The sequence below is a fragment of the Maribacter sp. R77961 genome, assembly GCF_044594925.1.
Taxonomy (GTDB): domain Bacteria; phylum Bacteroidota; class Bacteroidia; order Flavobacteriales; family Flavobacteriaceae; genus Maribacter.
Genome location: NZ_CP138991.1, coordinates 2,329,007 through 2,345,211, shown reverse-complemented (window position 1 = coordinate 2,345,211; position 16,205 = coordinate 2,329,007). Strand labels below are relative to the sequence as shown.

Annotated in this window: 10 protein-coding genes and 1 tRNA gene; 8 read left to right on the top strand and 3 right to left on the bottom strand. The window is 38.9% G+C overall.

Features of this window, described 5'->3' with window-relative positions:
* Nucleotides 1–36 precede the first annotated feature (36 nt).
* The gene (locus SJY09_RS10280; protein WP_396635631.1) at nt 37–3,390 is read right to left on the bottom strand and encodes a DUF2723 domain-containing protein; all 3,354 of its coding nucleotides are present in this window, start codon (nt 3,388–3,390) and stop codon (nt 37–39) included.
* A gap of 188 nt (nt 3,391–3,578) precedes the next feature.
* On the opposite strand from SJY09_RS10280, the gene SJY09_RS10275 reads away from it, so the two are divergent.
* The 3 genes from SJY09_RS10275 (at nt 3,579) to SJY09_RS10265 (ending at nt 4,971) form a co-directional block, all read left to right on the top strand.
* Nucleotides 3,579–3,653: transfer RNA gene (locus SJY09_RS10275), tRNA-Gln, on the top strand.
* 303 nt (nt 3,654–3,956) lie between these two features.
* Nucleotides 3,957–4,472 (top strand): hypothetical protein, encoded by a 516-nt coding sequence (locus SJY09_RS10270; protein WP_396635630.1) that lies wholly within the window; start codon nt 3,957–3,959, stop codon nt 4,470–4,472.
* Nucleotides 4,473–4,644: 172 nt separating this feature from the next.
* Nucleotides 4,645–4,971, top strand: a complete 327-nt coding sequence (locus tag SJY09_RS10265; protein WP_396635629.1) for a hypothetical protein — start codon at nt 4,645–4,647, stop codon at nt 4,969–4,971.
* Between the two features lie 23 nt (nt 4,972–4,994).
* On the opposite strand, the gene SJY09_RS10260 is transcribed toward SJY09_RS10265, so the two are convergent.
* Entirely contained in the window at nt 4,995–6,320 is a 1,326-nt protein-coding gene (locus SJY09_RS10260; RefSeq protein ID WP_396635628.1) for a cation:proton antiporter, read from the bottom strand.
* Between the two features lie 226 nt (nt 6,321–6,546).
* Here SJY09_RS10260 and rimP point away from each other — a divergent pair, with 226 nt between their 5' ends.
* From rimP to infB, 3 genes are read left to right on the top strand one after another with little or no spacing between them, the layout of a single operon-like run.
* Nucleotides 6,547–7,008 carry a ribosome assembly cofactor RimP gene (gene rimP / locus SJY09_RS10255; protein ID WP_396635627.1) on the top strand — a complete coding sequence of 154 codons (462 nt, stop codon included), beginning with the start codon at nt 6,547–6,549 and terminating at the stop codon, nt 7,006–7,008.
* Between the two features lie 12 nt (nt 7,009–7,020).
* On the top strand, nt 7,021–8,253 hold the full coding sequence (gene nusA, locus SJY09_RS10250) for a transcription termination factor NusA (protein ID WP_396635626.1): 1,233 nt from the start codon (nt 7,021–7,023) through the stop codon (nt 8,251–8,253).
* Between the two features lie 41 nt (nt 8,254–8,294).
* Nucleotides 8,295–11,018 (top strand): translation initiation factor IF-2, encoded by a 2,724-nt coding sequence (gene infB / locus SJY09_RS10245; protein ID WP_396635625.1) that lies wholly within the window; start codon nt 8,295–8,297, stop codon nt 11,016–11,018.
* Between the two features lie 34 nt (nt 11,019–11,052).
* Here the strand turns inward: infB and SJY09_RS10240 are convergent, their stop codons facing one another.
* On the bottom strand, nt 11,053–11,427 hold the full coding sequence (locus tag SJY09_RS10240) for an SPOR domain-containing protein (RefSeq protein WP_396635624.1): 375 nt from the start codon (nt 11,425–11,427) through the stop codon (nt 11,053–11,055).
* Nucleotides 11,428–11,660: 233 nt separating this feature from the next.
* Between SJY09_RS10240 and SJY09_RS10235 the strand changes: the two genes are divergently transcribed.
* Nucleotides 11,661–13,025: a cytochrome c3 family protein gene (locus tag SJY09_RS10235; protein WP_396635623.1), complete on the top strand. Its 1,365-nt coding sequence runs from the start codon at nt 11,661–11,663 to the stop codon at nt 13,023–13,025.
* Between the two features lie 34 nt (nt 13,026–13,059).
* On the top strand, nt 13,060–16,182 hold the full coding sequence (locus SJY09_RS10230; protein WP_396635622.1) for a TAT-variant-translocated molybdopterin oxidoreductase: 3,123 nt from the start codon (nt 13,060–13,062) through the stop codon (nt 16,180–16,182).
* Nucleotides 16,183–16,205 lie beyond the last annotated feature (23 nt).

The following is a 16,205-nucleotide window of genomic DNA, read 5'->3' as shown; positions in this document are numbered from 1 at the left end:
CTTTTTTTATTATTTTCTGTTTTTTTGCTATCGCTACTAGTTGGCTACCGACGTGTTAGTCGTATCCTCGGACAGTTCTGTTTTGGTGTTATCCAATCTAATCGTATCCGAGATAGGCACCGTATCTATCATATCAGGATTTTGCTCTACACTTGGTTCTGGAATTTCCAAATCGTCTTCATCCTTGTAGAAGTGCTGAAACTTATCGATATATTCGTTGAAAATTAACGTTTCTTTTTCTGCTACTTCGCGGTCATCGTTAGCAATTAAGTTGTCTATATTTCTTCTATAGGCTTCCATGTCCGCAATAATATCATCAATGTCATTGTACTGTTCATCTAGACTAGTGCTAGCGTAATATTCAAGGCGTTCCTGATACTTAGTTTTTAAAGCATCGAAAAGCGTTCTCGCCTTTTGGGTTTCTCCAACTTTATAATACCCATCTACAAAAGGTTCTAATAGCGTGTAGTAACCAAAATAGTCTACAGGCATATTCGTTAGTGAAATTTCTATAATCTCTTTTGCCTTAGCTATCTTATTTTCTTTAAGCAACGCTTCCATTAATCTCGCAAGATTACCTCTATAGGATACACTCTGAATTCTAGTTTGCGTGTCATGATATATCTCTGAGCTGCCCGAGTTGCCCCAATCCCATCCTGTTACAATATCATACATTAAGTCGGTGTCAATTCTGCCCATTTCAAAAGAATTAGGCCTTTCTGTGCGAATAGGGACTAGTTTATAGGCAAGACCATCTAATTGTAAATAATCCTTCATCCAAAGATATTCTGCATTATCAAAGCTCCCTCCAGAGAAATATAAAGGCCGTTTCCAATCGTTATTAGCAAGGATGTCTAGCATCATCATACTTTTTTTGGTAATGACACTAGGCAGGTCAATATCTATATAATCAACCATTAATGCAGAATCCTTTTGTTTAACAAGGCCGCTTTCTAAAGCATTTTTCTTGTTTACGGGTACCCTTATTTTATTGGTAGGGTAAAAGACCATATTCTGTGTGCTTTCCGAATATTGGCTTAAATCGGCACCGTTTTGCTCAAACAGGTATTTTAGTTTGGTCCTTGGTTTATCACTATCTATCCAGTTGATGAAATCTTTTATGGGCCATCTATTTTCTGTAATACCTTGATGATATAAAACATCTCTAGATCCCCAGCGGTATTTGTCATGTTCTATTTGAGAAGGTATCGCTTCACTTTCGTAGGCTTTCTTTTTCATTTGATCCACATACCAGTCCGTTTCAAAAAGACTTGTACAGACAATACGAACGTCCGTTCTATAATTTTCAATTTCCTGCGCATACCATAGAGGGAAAGTATCGTTGTCACCTATGGTAAAAAGAATAGCACCTGCATCTTCTTGACAAGAATCCAGATAGGCCTTTGCAGAGGCATTAGCAGTATATCTATTAGAGCGGTCGTGGTCGTCCCAATTCTGAACGGCCATCACCGTAGGGACCGCCAAAAGACAAACAACCACTACAACAGGGGCTAATATTTTGGGGGTGAGCCAATCTTTAAAACCATCAAAAAGACCATAAACACCTATGCCTATCCATAAAGCAAATACATAGAAAGAACCTACTAAGGAGTAATCGCGTTCGCGAGGTTGAAAGATATATGGATTTGTATAGAACTGAATGGCTAGCCCTGTGAAAAGGAAGAACATTAAAAGAACCCAAAACTGTTTGGGGTTTTTGGAGGTTTGAAAAACGATTCCGATAATACCAAGGAGTAAGGGTAAAAAGAAATATGTATTGCGCCCTTTATTGTTTTCAATATCACTTGGAAGGTTGTCTTGACTCCCCAGGCGCCAGCTGTCAATAAAGTTTATTCCGCTTAGCCAATTGCCGTTATCATTGTAGCGTCCTTGAATATCATTTTGTTTGCCTACAAAATTCCACATGAAATAACGTAGATACATGTAGTTGAATTGAAACTCCACCATGTACTTTATGTTGTCCCAGATAGATGGTGGTTCCACTTCAAGATAATCACTAAATCGCTTTAAGAAGCTAATATATTGGTCCGCATCTATTTCCCCGTTTGCAAAACCAGTTTTTACCTGGTTCACTGCCTCCCTTAGTTCTGGACTAGACTGTGTCATCCTAAATTCCAAAGGCCCAAAATATTGCATGTAATTCTCAGCGTGCTGCGTACTCCACATTCTAGGGAACAGTCCTTCGTGCTCTGGATTGGAACCTTGTTCCGAATTAATGTATTTATTGACTATAATATATTTTCCTAAGGTGTAATCTTTTTCATATTTAGGTTTGCCATCCCTATCCTCTCCAGCTGCTGCAAAAAGATCGGAATAATAGGCTCCGTATATAGGACTATCTACACCAGGATACTGTTCCCTATTATAATAGGCCAATAAAGCTCTCGCATCTTCTGGATTATTCTCATTGATTACAACATTAGCGTTTGCTCTTATCGGGAGCATTAACCAAGAAGAGAAGCCCAGGAAAAGGAACATCATACACAGTACTATTGTATTTGCTGTGCGGTAATTGTTTTTTCTAGTGTAATTCAATCCAAAATAGAAAGCTGCAATAAACAATATACCTATGATTATGGAGCCAGAGTTGAACGGTAACCCTATGCTGTTGATAAAAAAGACTTCTCCCCACCCAAAAAGTTTAAGTACATAAGTCAGAGAGAATTTATAAACCAGCATTAAAAGGGCAATTACAACAACATTGGCCAATAAAAAGTTTTTTACCGTGGTTTTCTTATACGTTTTAAAATAATACAATAGGCCAATGGAAGGTATTGCTAAAAAGCCCATGAATTGTATGCCAAAGGTGAGCCCTACCACAAAGGATATTAATATTATCCACCGATTTCCGCGTGGGTCCTCTAAATTATCGGTCCATTTTAAACCTAGCCACAGTAAGAGGGCCATAATAAAACTTGCCATGGCATAAACTTCCGTTTCTACTGCATTGAACCAAAAGCTATCAGAATAAGTGAAGGCCAACGAACCTATAAGACCGCTTCCCAAAACGGCTATGCCTTTACTGTTGGTAAGTTTTTCGTCCTTTTCCATCAACTTTCTAGTAAGATTGGTGATGGTCCAAAACATGAATAAAATAGTAAAGGCACTGGAAACTCCAGAGACCAAATTCACCATCATCGCAACCTGATTCGGCTCTAAAGCGAACATGGAGAAGAATGCGCCTATCATTTGTAAAAGTGGTGCTCCCGGGGGGTGTCCTACTTGTAGTTTTGCGGCGGTAGCGATATACTCACCGGCATCCCAAAAACTATTGGTGGGTTCAACTGTTACGAAATAAGTAATTAAGGCGATAAAAAATACGGTCCACCCTAATAAGGTGTCCCATTTCTGGAAGTTCTTTGAAAACATGTAACCGTGGTTAAAGCTATGTGGCGAATTTACTAATTAAAATAGATACTGGAGTACAATTTTTATAAACCTTTAACAGCGATATCCTTATGAATTTTTAGATTATTGTGCAGAAAAATGTTTGGCGAAACCAAACTTTGTTTTAAATTTGCACCCTCGATTGCTAAAACATTGTAGCAATAAGAGATTGGCCCATGGTGTAATTGGCAACACTCCGGTTTTTGGTACCGTCATTCAAGGTTCGAGTCCTTGTGGGCCAACCAAGTTTAAATTGAATCCCGACCTCTTTTGTTGTCGGGATTTTGTTTTAGGAATAGGTTTAGGACGAGAAGCCTGTCCTGAGCGAGGTCGAAGGGAGTCCTTGTGGGCCAACTCAGTTTTAAATCCCGATACAATTAGTATTGGGATTTTTATTTTATTGAAATAATTTAAGTCATAAACCTCGTTTTCAATGATACACAAAATTATCGGCCTAGTCGTTATTATCTGTTTGCCCTTATGCTTTGTAAAGGCCCAGAAGAGCGCAACAAGATTGTTGCTTAAAGATAGCACCGTAGTGGAAGGTATTGCGAGATTTGTGGACCACGGTAGGGGGGGTGGAATTTGTTAAGTCCAATAGTGACGATTCGAAAGTCTATACATACCCAGAAATTGAAAGAATTGAAATGTATAAAAATGGTGGGCGTGTTACTTATGAATATATTCAAGTTGTAAATCAGGGTACAACTAAGTTGGCTCAATTGCTTATTGCCGGGGATATGAGCCTTTATAAGTTTTCTTATCTGACCGAAGGATGGGTTACTGTAGGGCCTGGTTTGCCATTAGGAAATATTGGTGCGGCTTCTGTTGCCTTAAATCTTTCATACAAAAAAACTTCTGTAGGCAAAGATCTTTGTGTTAAACGAGTGAATGAAACCATGGCCAGGTATTTTAAGGACAAATCTACGGGAGCTAATTTTAAACAAATGGGCGCATATTATTTTAAGGATTGTCCTAGCTTGGCGGAAAGAATAAAATCTGGTACGTATAAATTGAATAGGCTAGAGGATATAGTCAATTTTTATAACAATTTCTGTGACTAGGTATCAAATTGAATTTTATGGAGTTTTATTGGCTTATCAACGTTTATTTTTTATAAGGATATCTTCTATTTTGTATATTCGGTCATGATTGAGATAAGGATTTTGTTGAAATAGTACATGATTGTTCTCCGTCTCTGTTAGTTTTACCCCCATTTAATTAGAGCTAATAACTATGAAATTAACCGCTAAGAATTTAAAAGTAATTATTGTACTTCTTTTGATCAGTTTTGGTGTTGGTGTATACTTGCAAGATGTGCAACATCAAAAGAGTACAGAGCATGCTTGGAAAGCTAACAGGTACAATTTATCCAGATTCAATAAGATTACGGAATATAGTAAAAAGATGAATGCTACTAATTGGAAGACAATGCGGGATAGTATCAACAATCAATTGGACACGCTAATGATATTGCGGTTCAGAAAAGAAATGGATAGTATGAACGCCGAGGATGCACAAGAAGCTAGTCTGCTACTCGGTGCTGTTACGCCGAATAAATAAGGATTGACTCAAAAGAAGTGGTGCTAAATAATTTCCGGTTCTTCTGTTTCTCCGAAATCACCTTCTTTGTCCGCTATTAAATCGCTTTCTGTCTTTTCTCTAAGGGTGTCTTCCGCCTCATTCCTCTCTTTATACTCCTCATCTATTTCGTCTAACATCGTGTTCATTTTCTTCTTGTCCTTTATCATGGCCCAAGTCATGACCAAGCTAGTGGCTATAATGACGAACAGAAGAATACCGGACTCAAAATTTTCAACTTGTGCTTCAACAGGGATTGCATAGAATAGAAGTACGGTAATTAGACCTCTTGGTGCCACAAAAAGTTGGGGAAGAATATCCTTACCAACGAAAATCTTTAGAATTACAAAACGTATGGCGTAAATAGAAAAGACTATTAACAGGCTTATAAGCGCTACGTTAAAACTAAAGAGCGAAGTAATGGCGATGCTTAACCCGAAGACTACAAAGAAAAAAGTTCGTACCACAAATGCAGTCTCTAAGGTTATAATATGTAATTCGTGATAAATTTGATTCAGCTTTTCATTTTCAAGGAAAACTGCCATCTTTCCAGGAAAAAAGAGCTTCACATTCGCGATTACCAGACCAAATATTAATATGATGATTAAGGAAGATAAGTGGAATTTTTTTCCAATAGCATAAAGTAGGAGCAGTACGGCAATCAGTAAAAATAATTTAGCCTGACTCTTAATTTGCTGAAAAATAAGGATTATAGCATAACTCGCTGCTAATCCAATAACTATGGTGAGCACAAGGTTTCCCGCAAAACCAGCGGCACCTGCGTCCTCTGCGGGATTTAATCCTCCAATGAGGTAATAGAACATCATTATTCCCATGATGTCCGAGAAGGTGCTCTCGTAAATATGAAATTCTTTTTTAGCTTCTGAGAGTCCGCTGACGCTTGGTATGATAATGGCGCTGGAGAGAATTGATAAAGGTGTGGCATAAAGCCATGCTGATTGCATGGACATTTCTGGAATAAATTGAAATAGAATAAGAGCGGCTACCCATGCAGAACCAACAAGACCAATTAACGCAATGGCCATGGATTTTAGAATAGGCACCAATTTTTCTCTTTTTAGCTCTAGCTCCAAAGCGGCTTCCAGAACTATCATGATGAGCCCAACGATACCCAATAATTCTAGACCCCCAGAAAAATCTAAAGTTTCAGGGACAAAATATTTTAAAACATATTGAAGAATAATACCCAGTACAATGAGCATTAAAACAGACGGAATATTGGTTTTTTTAGAAATACCGTTAAACCAAAATGAAAGTATAATAATAACAGAAGCCTCAATGATTAAATTATAGGAGGAAAGTAAATCCATTTCTAAAAGGGTTAGGTGTTTGTGTAGCTTAAAATTAACATTAATTAGTCAAAGCTTTCGTTCTTGCATCCTTTAATTTTTGTGAGACCAAGCTTTTATCTCAAATCGTTTCATTGTAGCGGTATAGGGTATTGTAAAAAACAAAGATTATTGTATATTTGCATCACTGAAAGGATATTAGTATTCATGAGGGGACAATTTGTCCCCTCTTTTATTACTTGGTTTTATGTTAAAAACAAGGGTTAAGGAGCTTTTGGATACGGGATTAGCGGAGGATGAATCATTGTTCTTAATAGATTTTACAATCTCATCTGATAATAAGATAAAGGTTGTTATTGATGGGGATGAGGGTGTTACCGTAAAGGACTGCATAAAAATAAGTAGGGCCATCGAACATAATTTAGATAGAGAGGAGCAAGATTTTGCCTTAGAGGTTGCTTCGGCTGGTGCAACTGCGGAATTATTAATGCCAAGACAGTATCAAAAGAATGTTGGTAGAAAATTAGAGGTTCTGACAGATGAAGGTGAATTTGAGGGAAACCTTACTTTCGCCGATGATAAATATATAGTATTGGAGTGGAAAGCAAGAGAGCCTAAGCCAATTGGTAAGGGTAAGGTAACGGTCCAAAAGAAAAAAGAATTAAACTTTTCTGAAATAAGGAAAGCAAAAGTTAAATTAAAATTTTAATTGTAGTAACAAATGGAAAATATTGCGTTAATAGAATCTTTTTCTGAGTTCAAGGATGATAAATTCATAGACCGGGTAACGCTTATGGCAATTTTGGAAGATGTTTTCAGAAATGCGTTAAAAAAGAAATTTGGTTCGGACGATAATTTTGACATCATTATAAATCCTGATAAAGGAGATTTAGAAATTTGGCGTAACCGTATTGTTGTTGAAGATGGTGAAGTAGAGGAGCCTAATGAAGAAATTTCGCTTACGGAGGCTAGAAAAATTGAACCAGATTTTGAGGTTGGTGAAGACGTGTCCGAAGAGGTTAAATTAATTGACCTGGGAAGAAGAGCTATATTGGCGTTGAGACAAAATTTGATTTCGAAAATTCATGAACATGATAATACTACGATATATAAGCAGTTCAAGGATTTGGAAGGTGAAATTTATACGGCTGAAGTCCATCATATTAGACATAAGGCGGTAATACTTCTTGATGATGAGGGTAATGAAATTATTCTTCCAAAAGATAGACAAATACCATCGGACTTTTTCCGAAAAGGAGACAATGTAAGAGGTATTATAGAAAGTGTAGAGCTTAAGGGCGCTAAACCGACGATTATAATGTCCCGAAGCTCACCTATATTTTTGGAGCAATTGTTCTTCCAGGAAATACCAGAAGTTTTCGATGGTCTAATTACCATTAAGAAAGCAGTTCGTATTCCCGGGGAGAAAGCAAAAGTAGCGGTAGATTCTTATGATGACCGTATTGATCCTGTAGGAGCTTGTGTGGGTATGAAGGGTAGCCGTATACATGGTATCGTTAGAGAATTGGGTAATGAAAATATTGATGTTATCAATTGGACCGCTAACCCACAGTTATTGGTGACTAGGGCACTGAGTCCGGCCAGAGTTTCTACCGTGAAGTTAAACGACGAGAAAATGACCGCTCAGGTTTACCTTAAACCGGAAGAGGTATCCAAGGCAATAGGGAGAGGTGGTCATAATATTCGCCTTGCAGGACAACTAACTGGATACGAGATAGATGTGTTTAGGGAAGGTGTTGAAGAGGATGTAGAGTTGACAGAGTTTTCAGATGAAATAGATGCTTGGATAATCGAAGAGTTCAAGAAAATTGGAATGGATACGGCCAGAAGCGTATTGGAACAAGAGGTTAACGATTTGGTTAAGCGTACGGATTTAGAGGAAGAGACCATACAGGAAGTAGTACGTATCCTTAAAGAAGAATTAGAAGATTAGCTATATCTTAGCAAAAAAATAAAGAACGGGAATCAGTATTTATGGCAGACAATGCAACAATAAGGCTTAATAAAGTTCTTCGAGAACTTAATATTTCTTTGGATAGGGCAGTGGACTTTCTTAGCAGTAAAGGACACGATGTGGAGGCAAGGCCTACCACAAAAATATCTAATGAAGTTTATCAGGTGCTACTTGATGAGTTCCAGACCGATATGAGCAAAAAGGTTGCGTCTAAAGAGGTCGGGGAAGAAAAGCGCAAGGAAAAAGAGGCGATACGGGTTCAGTTAGAACAAGAGCAGGAAGAGCGTAGATTAGCACGTGAAAAAAGAAATGCTTCCAATGAGAAGATTATTAAGGCGAAGGCGGAGCTAGCAGGTCCCAAAACAGTGGGTAAAATTGACTTGAACCCCAAGAAGAATAAAGAAGAAACTCCTAAGGAGGAAGTTAAGGAAACTCCCAAGGAGAGTGTTAAGACTGAGACACCTCCAGCTGCAGAGCAGAAGAAAGAGGCTCCTGCAAAAGAAAAAGAAGTGGCTGAGAAAGTTAAGCCAAAAGCTAAAGAAGCGTCTTCGGAAAATGCAGCCGAAGAGGATACTGATGAACCTGTGACTATAGAGACGCAGTATCAGAAATTATCCGGTCCAAAGATTACAGGTGATAAAATAGACCTTACCAAATTTCAGAAGCCAAAGAAGAAAAAGGAGGACGAAAAATCTTCTACCAACACGGACCGCAAGAAACGCAGAAGACGTATTGTTACTAAAAATACTTCAGGGTCGGGTGCAGGTTCTAGAAATTCAGGAGGAGATAGAAAAGGAAATAAGCGCTTTGCAACGGTTAATAAAGTAGAGCCATCCGAAGAAGATGTTCAAAAGCAAGTACGTGAGACCTTAGAAAAACTTCAAGGAAAGTCCAAAAAAGGTAAAGGGGCAAAGTATAGAAGGAGTAAGAGAGATCAACATAGAGAGCAAACAGAAAAAGACCTTGAACAACAGGAATTAGAGAGTAAAGTACTTAAAGTAACGGAGTTCGTTACGGCAAGCGAGGTGGCTACAATGATGGATGTTTCTACTACGGAGATTATCTCGGCATGTATGTCCTTAGGGATTATGGTAACGATGAACCAGCGTTTAGACGCTGAAACTTTATCCATAGTTGCGGAGGAGTTTGGTTATGAGGTTGATTTTGTAACTGCGGATATAGAAGAAAGTATTGTAGAAGAAGAGGATGCTCCTGAAGATTTAGAGCCAAGAGCTCCTATTGTTACGGTTATGGGGCATGTTGATCATGGTAAAACCTCATTGCTGGATTACATTAGAAAAGAGAATGTAATAGCCGGTGAGAGCGGCGGTATAACTCAGCATATCGGAGCATACGGTGTTACGCTAGAAAACGGTGAAAGAATTTCTTTCTTGGATACTCCCGGTCACGAAGCCTTTACCGCGATGCGCGCAAGAGGTGCTCAGGTAACCGATATTGCAATAATCGTAATTGCGGCAGACGATGATATTATGCCACAAACTAAAGAAGCTATTAGTCATGCGCAAGCAGCAGGTGTTCCTTTGGTTTTTGCCATTAATAAAATTGATAGACCAACAGCTAATCCTGATAAGATTAAAGAAGGTCTTGCGCAAATGAATCTCTTGGTAGAGGACTGGGGTGGTAAAATTCAATCTCACGACATTTCTGCCAAAACAGGAGATGGTGTAAAGGAATTGTTAGAAAAAGTATTGTTAGAGGCAGAATTGCTTGAGCTCAAGGCCAACCCAGATAAATCTGCAACAGGAACCGTTGTGGAGGCATTCTTAGATAAGGGTAAAGGTTACGTTTCCACGATTTTAGTGCAGGCAGGTACGCTTAAAATTGGCGATTATGTTTTAGCCGGCACTACGAGTGGAAAAGTAAAGGCTATGCAAGATGAGCGTGGAAAAAACGTTGCTGAGGTGGGACCGTCTAAACCTATTTCTATTCTTGGTTTGGATAGTGCACCACAGGCAGGAGATAAATTCTACGTTTTAGAAGACGAACGTGAAGCAAAACAAATTGCAGCGAGAAGGTCGCAGTTACAGCGTGAGCAATCCGTTAGAACACAACGCCACATTACATTGGATGAGATTGGTAGACGAATCGCGTTAGGAGAATTTAAGGAGCTAAATATCATATTAAAGGGTGATGTTGATGGTTCTGTTGAAGCACTCACGGATTCTTTCCAAAAATTATCTACGGATGAGATTCAAGTTAATATTATCTACAAAGCAGTTGGGCCTATTACGGAATCAGATGTGTTATTGGCATCTGCTTCAGATGCAGTAATCATTGGGTTCAATGTGAGACCAATGGGTAATGCTAAAGCCATTGCGGAGAAAGAGGAGATAGATATCCGTATGTACTCCATTATTTACGACGCTATTAACGACCTTAAAGATGCGATGGAAGGTATGCTTTCTCCTGAAATGAAGGAAGAAATTACCGGTACAGCGGAAATACGAGAGACTTTCAAAATCTCTAAAATTGGAACTATCGCAGGTTGTATGGTTACCAATGGTAAGTTATTCCGTAATTCTAATATACGTTTAATCCGTGATGGTGTTGTGATTTATACAGGGGAGTTTGCTTCTTTGAAACGATTTAAGGATGATGTTAAGGAGGTTTCAAAAGGTTACGATTGTGGACTTCAGATAAAGAATTACAACGATATTCAAATAGGAGATATCGTAGAAGCTTTCCAAGAAGTAGCGGTTAAAAAGAAACTAAAATCTAAATAAGATTTTATTTGGAAAAAGGATAAAAAAAATCGACCTATTTGGTCGATTTTTTTGGTTTTAATAGCATGGCGTTAGGATATTTGAGCCTAATCTTGTTGTACATTCTTTCAGCTTCTAATTTTGTTTTGAACCTGCCAATTCTTACCCTATATGTAGGCGATGCAAAATCTATTCTTGAGGGTAAATTTGGGAAGTCTATCGCCGCATTAGATTTGAGCGTCTGCGCCTTTGCGTCGTTATTGCTAAAACCTATTTGAACTCTATAGTATTCATTGTTCTTTAGAGCGGATTTGTAAATTTCTAAAAGCTTGGTAATCTGTTGGTCTTGATTTATGTTTAACTGGCCCTGTTGACCGTAAGCCGATAGTAAGGTAGTAAGTGCTAAAAGCGTCAGAATGTTTTTTTTCATACCAATATTATTTATACTCATGCTATGTTTGCAAATGTAATTTTTTAAGGAATAATGCATTAGCATTTTTAGTTATTTAGAACAGTTATAAATTATAAATTATAACTCCATTAACATTTTTTAAAATAAATTCTGTGTCGTATTTTTGTGCTCGATCAAGGCACATATTTACAGGAAATCTGTAGGTATATCGACTAAAATCATGCCAAGATTCCGATTGAAATATTCTATCTATGAAAAAGGTTCTATACCGCAATCAGTTTTCTAAAGTTTTAGGTTTCAGCTTAGTAGTTTTTCTATTTTTTTCAAATTCGATGATTGCCCAAGAAGAGGCGGTTGTTGAGGCAGAAGCGGTAGAAGAGTCTAGTGGTGATGCTGCTGCAGGAAAATCATTGTTCAATCAAAACTGTGCTGCATGTCACGCACTTAACAGAAAAATGACCGGGCCTGCTCTGGCAAACGTAGAAACGCGTTTGTACGAGGATGAAGGTTTGGATAAGGAATGGTTGTACCGTTGGATAAAGAATAGTCCTGGAATGATTAAATCTGGTGACGCTTATGCGAATAAGATTTATGCGGAATACAATCAAGCGGCAATGACTGCTTTTCCAACGCTTTCCAATGCTGATATCGATAATATTTTAGCCTACACGGCCGCTCCACCTCCCGCTCCGGCTGGCCCTGCTGCTGGTGAGGTTGCGTCAATAACCCCTGCTAATGTTAATTCAGGCATATCCAACGAGCTTATTTTAGGAGCGCTCGTATTGGTGTTTGGTCTTCTGGTGGTGATGTTGTTTTTGGTAAACAAAACTTTAACTCGAATTGCAGAGGCGAACGGAATTACCGTTGAAAAGGAAAATGCGGAAAAGCGTACACCAATTTGGAAGGCTTTTGCTCAAAATCAATTTTTGGTTTTGGTGACGGTGGTGTTTCTGTTATTGGGTAGTGCTTACTTCGCATATGGTTGGATGATGCAGGTTGGTGTTGACCAAGGTTATGCGCCTATTCAGCCTATTCACTACTCACACAAAATACATGCGGGAGACAATAAAATTGAATGTAAATATTGTCACTCTTCGGCTAGGGTGTCTAAGCATTCGGGAATCCCTGCCATGAACGTATGTATGAACTGTCATAAATCTATTTATGAGTACAAAGGTAATCCAGAAGGGCCTACGCAAGAGGATTTGGCGAATGGATATACGAATGAGTTTTATACCAAAGAGATTAAAAAGTTGTACAAGGCTGTAGGTTGGGATGAAGAGAACCAGAAGTATACTGGCGAGAGTCAGCCTATAGAGTGGGTTCGTATTCATAACCTGCCAGATTTTGCCTATTTCAATCACTCACAACACGTTTCTGTGGCTGGTGTGGAATGTCAAACATGTCACGGTCCAGTAGAGGAAATGGAAATCATGTATCAGTACTCTCCATTGACAATGGGTTGGTGTATCAATTGTCACAGAGAAACCAATGTTAAGGTAGAGGGTAATGAGTACTATGAGAAAATTCATGCCGAACTTTCCAAAAAATATGGTGTAGAGAATTTGACAGCTGCTCAAATGGGTGGTTTGGAATGTGGAAAGTGTCACTATTAATAATAATTTAAGAAGCTAATTACAGATATTACGTATGGCATCAAACAAAAAATATTGGAAGAACGAGGCGGAGTTAAATCCTAACGATTCCATTGTTGAGGCACTAAAGCAAAACGAATTTGTAGAGCCTATTCCTGTTGATGATTTCTTGGGCGATAAGGAAAATTTATCGGCAACAAATACAAATCGTAGGGATTTTCTTAAATATGTTGGTTTTAGTACGGCTGCAGCTTCTTTGGCGGCATGTGAGGGGCCGGTTATTAAGTCTATTCCTTATGTTGTTCAGCCAGAAAATATTGTTCCCGGTGTTGCGAATTACTATGCAACTTCAATAGCGAATGGTTTTGATTTTGCTAGTATTTTAATCAAGACACGAGAAGGGCGGCCAATCAAAGTAGAGAATAATACCTTGGCTAAAGTTGGTGGGTCGGCGAACGCCAGAATACAGGCTTCTGTGCTTTCACTTTATGATAGTACAAGATTGCAAGGTCCTATGGCCAATGGCGAGCCAATAGAGTGGGATGCTTTAAATGCTGCCGTTAAGGCTAAGATGGGAAGTTTAAAAGGGTCCTCTAAAAAGATTGCCTTTTTGACACAAACCTATGCAAGTCCTTCCATGACCAGATTGATGGGCGATTTAAAGGCTGCTAATGAGAATGTTCATCACGTAACATATGACGCTATATCGGAGGATGCTGCTTTAACCGCTTTCGAAAACAAATATGGGGAACGCGCTCTGGCCGATTATGATTTTGAAAAGGCGGGACTTATTGTTTCTTTCGGTGCTGATTTCTTATCGGATTGGCAAGGTGGAGGATACGATGCGGGTTATTCAAGAGGCAGAGTTCCTAAAAAGGGAAAAATGTCAAGGCATGTGCAATTAGAGGCTAATATGTCTCTAACTGGCGCTAATGCGGATAAAAGAATTCCTTTGTCTCCATCGGCTCAAAAAGTAGTTCTTGCCAAAGTCTATGGTAAGCTCAACGGCACTTCTGTAGGTGGTAATACCTCCGAATACGATGCTGTTGTGGATCAAATTGCAGGAGAAATTAAAAAAGCAGGTGCTAATGCAGTTGTTGTAACTGGTTTAGACGATGTAAATGCGCAAGCTGTTGTTTTGGCCATAAATGAAATGTTGGGTAGTAAAGCTTTTGATGCCGATGCTCCCAAACTGGTAAGACAAGGAAGTGTAAAAGCACTGAACGCTTTAATCGCCGATATGAAATCTGGAAGGGTTGGGGCTTTGATTATTGATGGTGTAAATCCAATGTATTCCTTGCCTAATACCGCTGATTTTAAAGAAGGCCTTGGTAAAGTTGATTTGTCGGTAGCATTTTCAACGAACTGGAATGAAACTACAGAGGCGGTACAGTATGTTGCAGCTTCTAATCATTACTTGGAATCTTGGGGTGATGTGGAAATAAAGAAAGGTCATTACAGTTTAATGCAGCCTACAATACAAGAGTTGTTTGATACCAAACAATTTCAGTCGGCTGTTTTGGGATGGCTGGGTAGTGATAAAACATATTATGATTATATAAAGGAAACTTGGACTGGTGGAATTTTAGGTGAATCCGATTGGAGTCAGACCCTTCAAGACGGTGTGTTCAGTGCCTCCACTATGATGGTCGATGCTGAAAGTCCTATTGCTGAGGTTACCAGTGAAGATGATGTTGAAGCCGTTACAGCTTTACCAATAGCTTCCGCCTTGCGTAGCCTCGCAAATGCTACAAGTGAAGGAATGGAGCTTACTTTGTATTCTAAAGTGGGTATGGGAGACGGTCAGCAGGCTAATAATCCATGGTTGCAGGAATTCCCTGACCCTATAACTAGAGTCTCATGGGATAATTACGTCACGGTTTCTAAGGCGGATGCTAAGGCAATGGGCTTAGAGAATGTGAATGTGGCCAATGGTGGAATGAATGGTAGCTATGTTACTATTACCGTTAACGGAGCAACTTTAAATAAGGTGCCGGTAGTGGTGCAGCCAGGTCAGGCAAAAGGAACGGTAGGACTTTCTTTTGGTTATGGCAAAATGGTGGGTATGAAAGAGGAAATGCAAACGGGTGTTAATGCCTTTGCATTGTATGACGGTTTTAGTGCTAATCAGTCCGTTAAGATTGAAAAGGTAACTGGAGTAAATGATCATGAGTTTGCTTGTATTCAGTTGCATAAAACCCTTATGGGTAGAGGTGATATCATCAAGGAAACAACCTTGGAAATTTTTAACACAAAAGACCACGCGGAATGGAATCATGTTCCCCAGGTGTCTTTGAATCATCAAGAGGTACCTGCAACTTCTGTAGATTTATGGGATAGTTTTGACCGTTCTATTGGGCATCACTTTAATATGTCTATCGATTTGAATGCTTGTACGGGATGTGGTGCTTGTGTTATCGCTTGCCATGCTGAAAATAATGTACCAGTAGTTGGTAAGCAGGAGGTTAGAAAATCTAGGGATATGCACTGGTTGCGTATTGATAGATATTATTCTTCTGAAGAAACGTTTGAACAGGATGATGCTAAGAAGAACGGATTTGATGGCTTGTCTGGTGATAATGGTTCTTTAGGAGGATTTGGAGAATTAGAAGACCCTTCTGCTAATCCGCAGGTAGCTTTTCAGCCTGTAATGTGCCAACACTGTAACCATGCGCCATGTGAAACAGTTTGCCCGGTAGCGGCAACTTCACACGGTCGTCAAGGTCAAAACCAAATGGCTTATAATAGATGCGTTGGTACAAGATACTGTGCAAACAACTGTCCTTATAAAGTAAGACGTTTTAACTGGTTCCTATATAACAATAACGATGAGTTCGATTTCCATATGAACAATGATTTGGGTAAAATGGTATTGAACCCGGATGTGAATGTTCGTTCTAGAGGTGTTATTGAGAAATGTTCTATGTGTATTCAGAAAACACAGAAGACTATTTTGGATGCTAAAAGAGATGGAAGAGTGATAGAAGATGGGGAATTCCAAACGGCATGTTCATCTGCTTGTGGTAATGGAGCAATTGTCTTTGGGGATATAAACGATGATAAGAGTAAAGTTGCCGAATTGAAAGAAAGTGACCGTATGTACCACTTGCTGGAACATGTGGGAACACAACCGAATGTATTCTATCATGTTAAGGTTAGGAATACCAACGAAGCATAACAATCTAGAAAGTAATTATAACA

Coding starts and splice junctions, on each gene's coding strand:
- SJY09_RS10280 (WP_396635631.1), bottom strand. CDS start 3,390: ATGTTTTCAAAGAACTTCCAGAAATGGGACACCTTATTAGGGTGGACC.
- SJY09_RS10265 (WP_396635629.1), top strand. CDS start 4,645: ATGAAATTAACCGCTAAGAATTTAAAAGTAATTATTGTACTTCTTTTG.
- SJY09_RS10260 (WP_396635628.1), bottom strand. CDS start 6,320: ATGGATTTACTTTCCTCCTATAATTTAATCATTGAGGCTTCTGTTATT.
- rimP (WP_396635627.1), top strand. CDS start 6,547: ATGTTAAAAACAAGGGTTAAGGAGCTTTTGGATACGGGATTAGCGGAG.
- nusA (WP_396635626.1), top strand. CDS start 7,021: ATGGAAAATATTGCGTTAATAGAATCTTTTTCTGAGTTCAAGGATGAT.
- infB (WP_396635625.1), top strand. CDS start 8,295: ATGGCAGACAATGCAACAATAAGGCTTAATAAAGTTCTTCGAGAACTT.
- SJY09_RS10240 (WP_396635624.1), bottom strand. CDS start 11,427: ATGAAAAAAAACATTCTGACGCTTTTAGCACTTACTACCTTACTATCG.
- SJY09_RS10235 (WP_396635623.1), top strand. CDS start 11,661: ATGAAAAAGGTTCTATACCGCAATCAGTTTTCTAAAGTTTTAGGTTTC.
- SJY09_RS10230 (WP_396635622.1), top strand. CDS start 13,060: ATGGCATCAAACAAAAAATATTGGAAGAACGAGGCGGAGTTAAATCCT.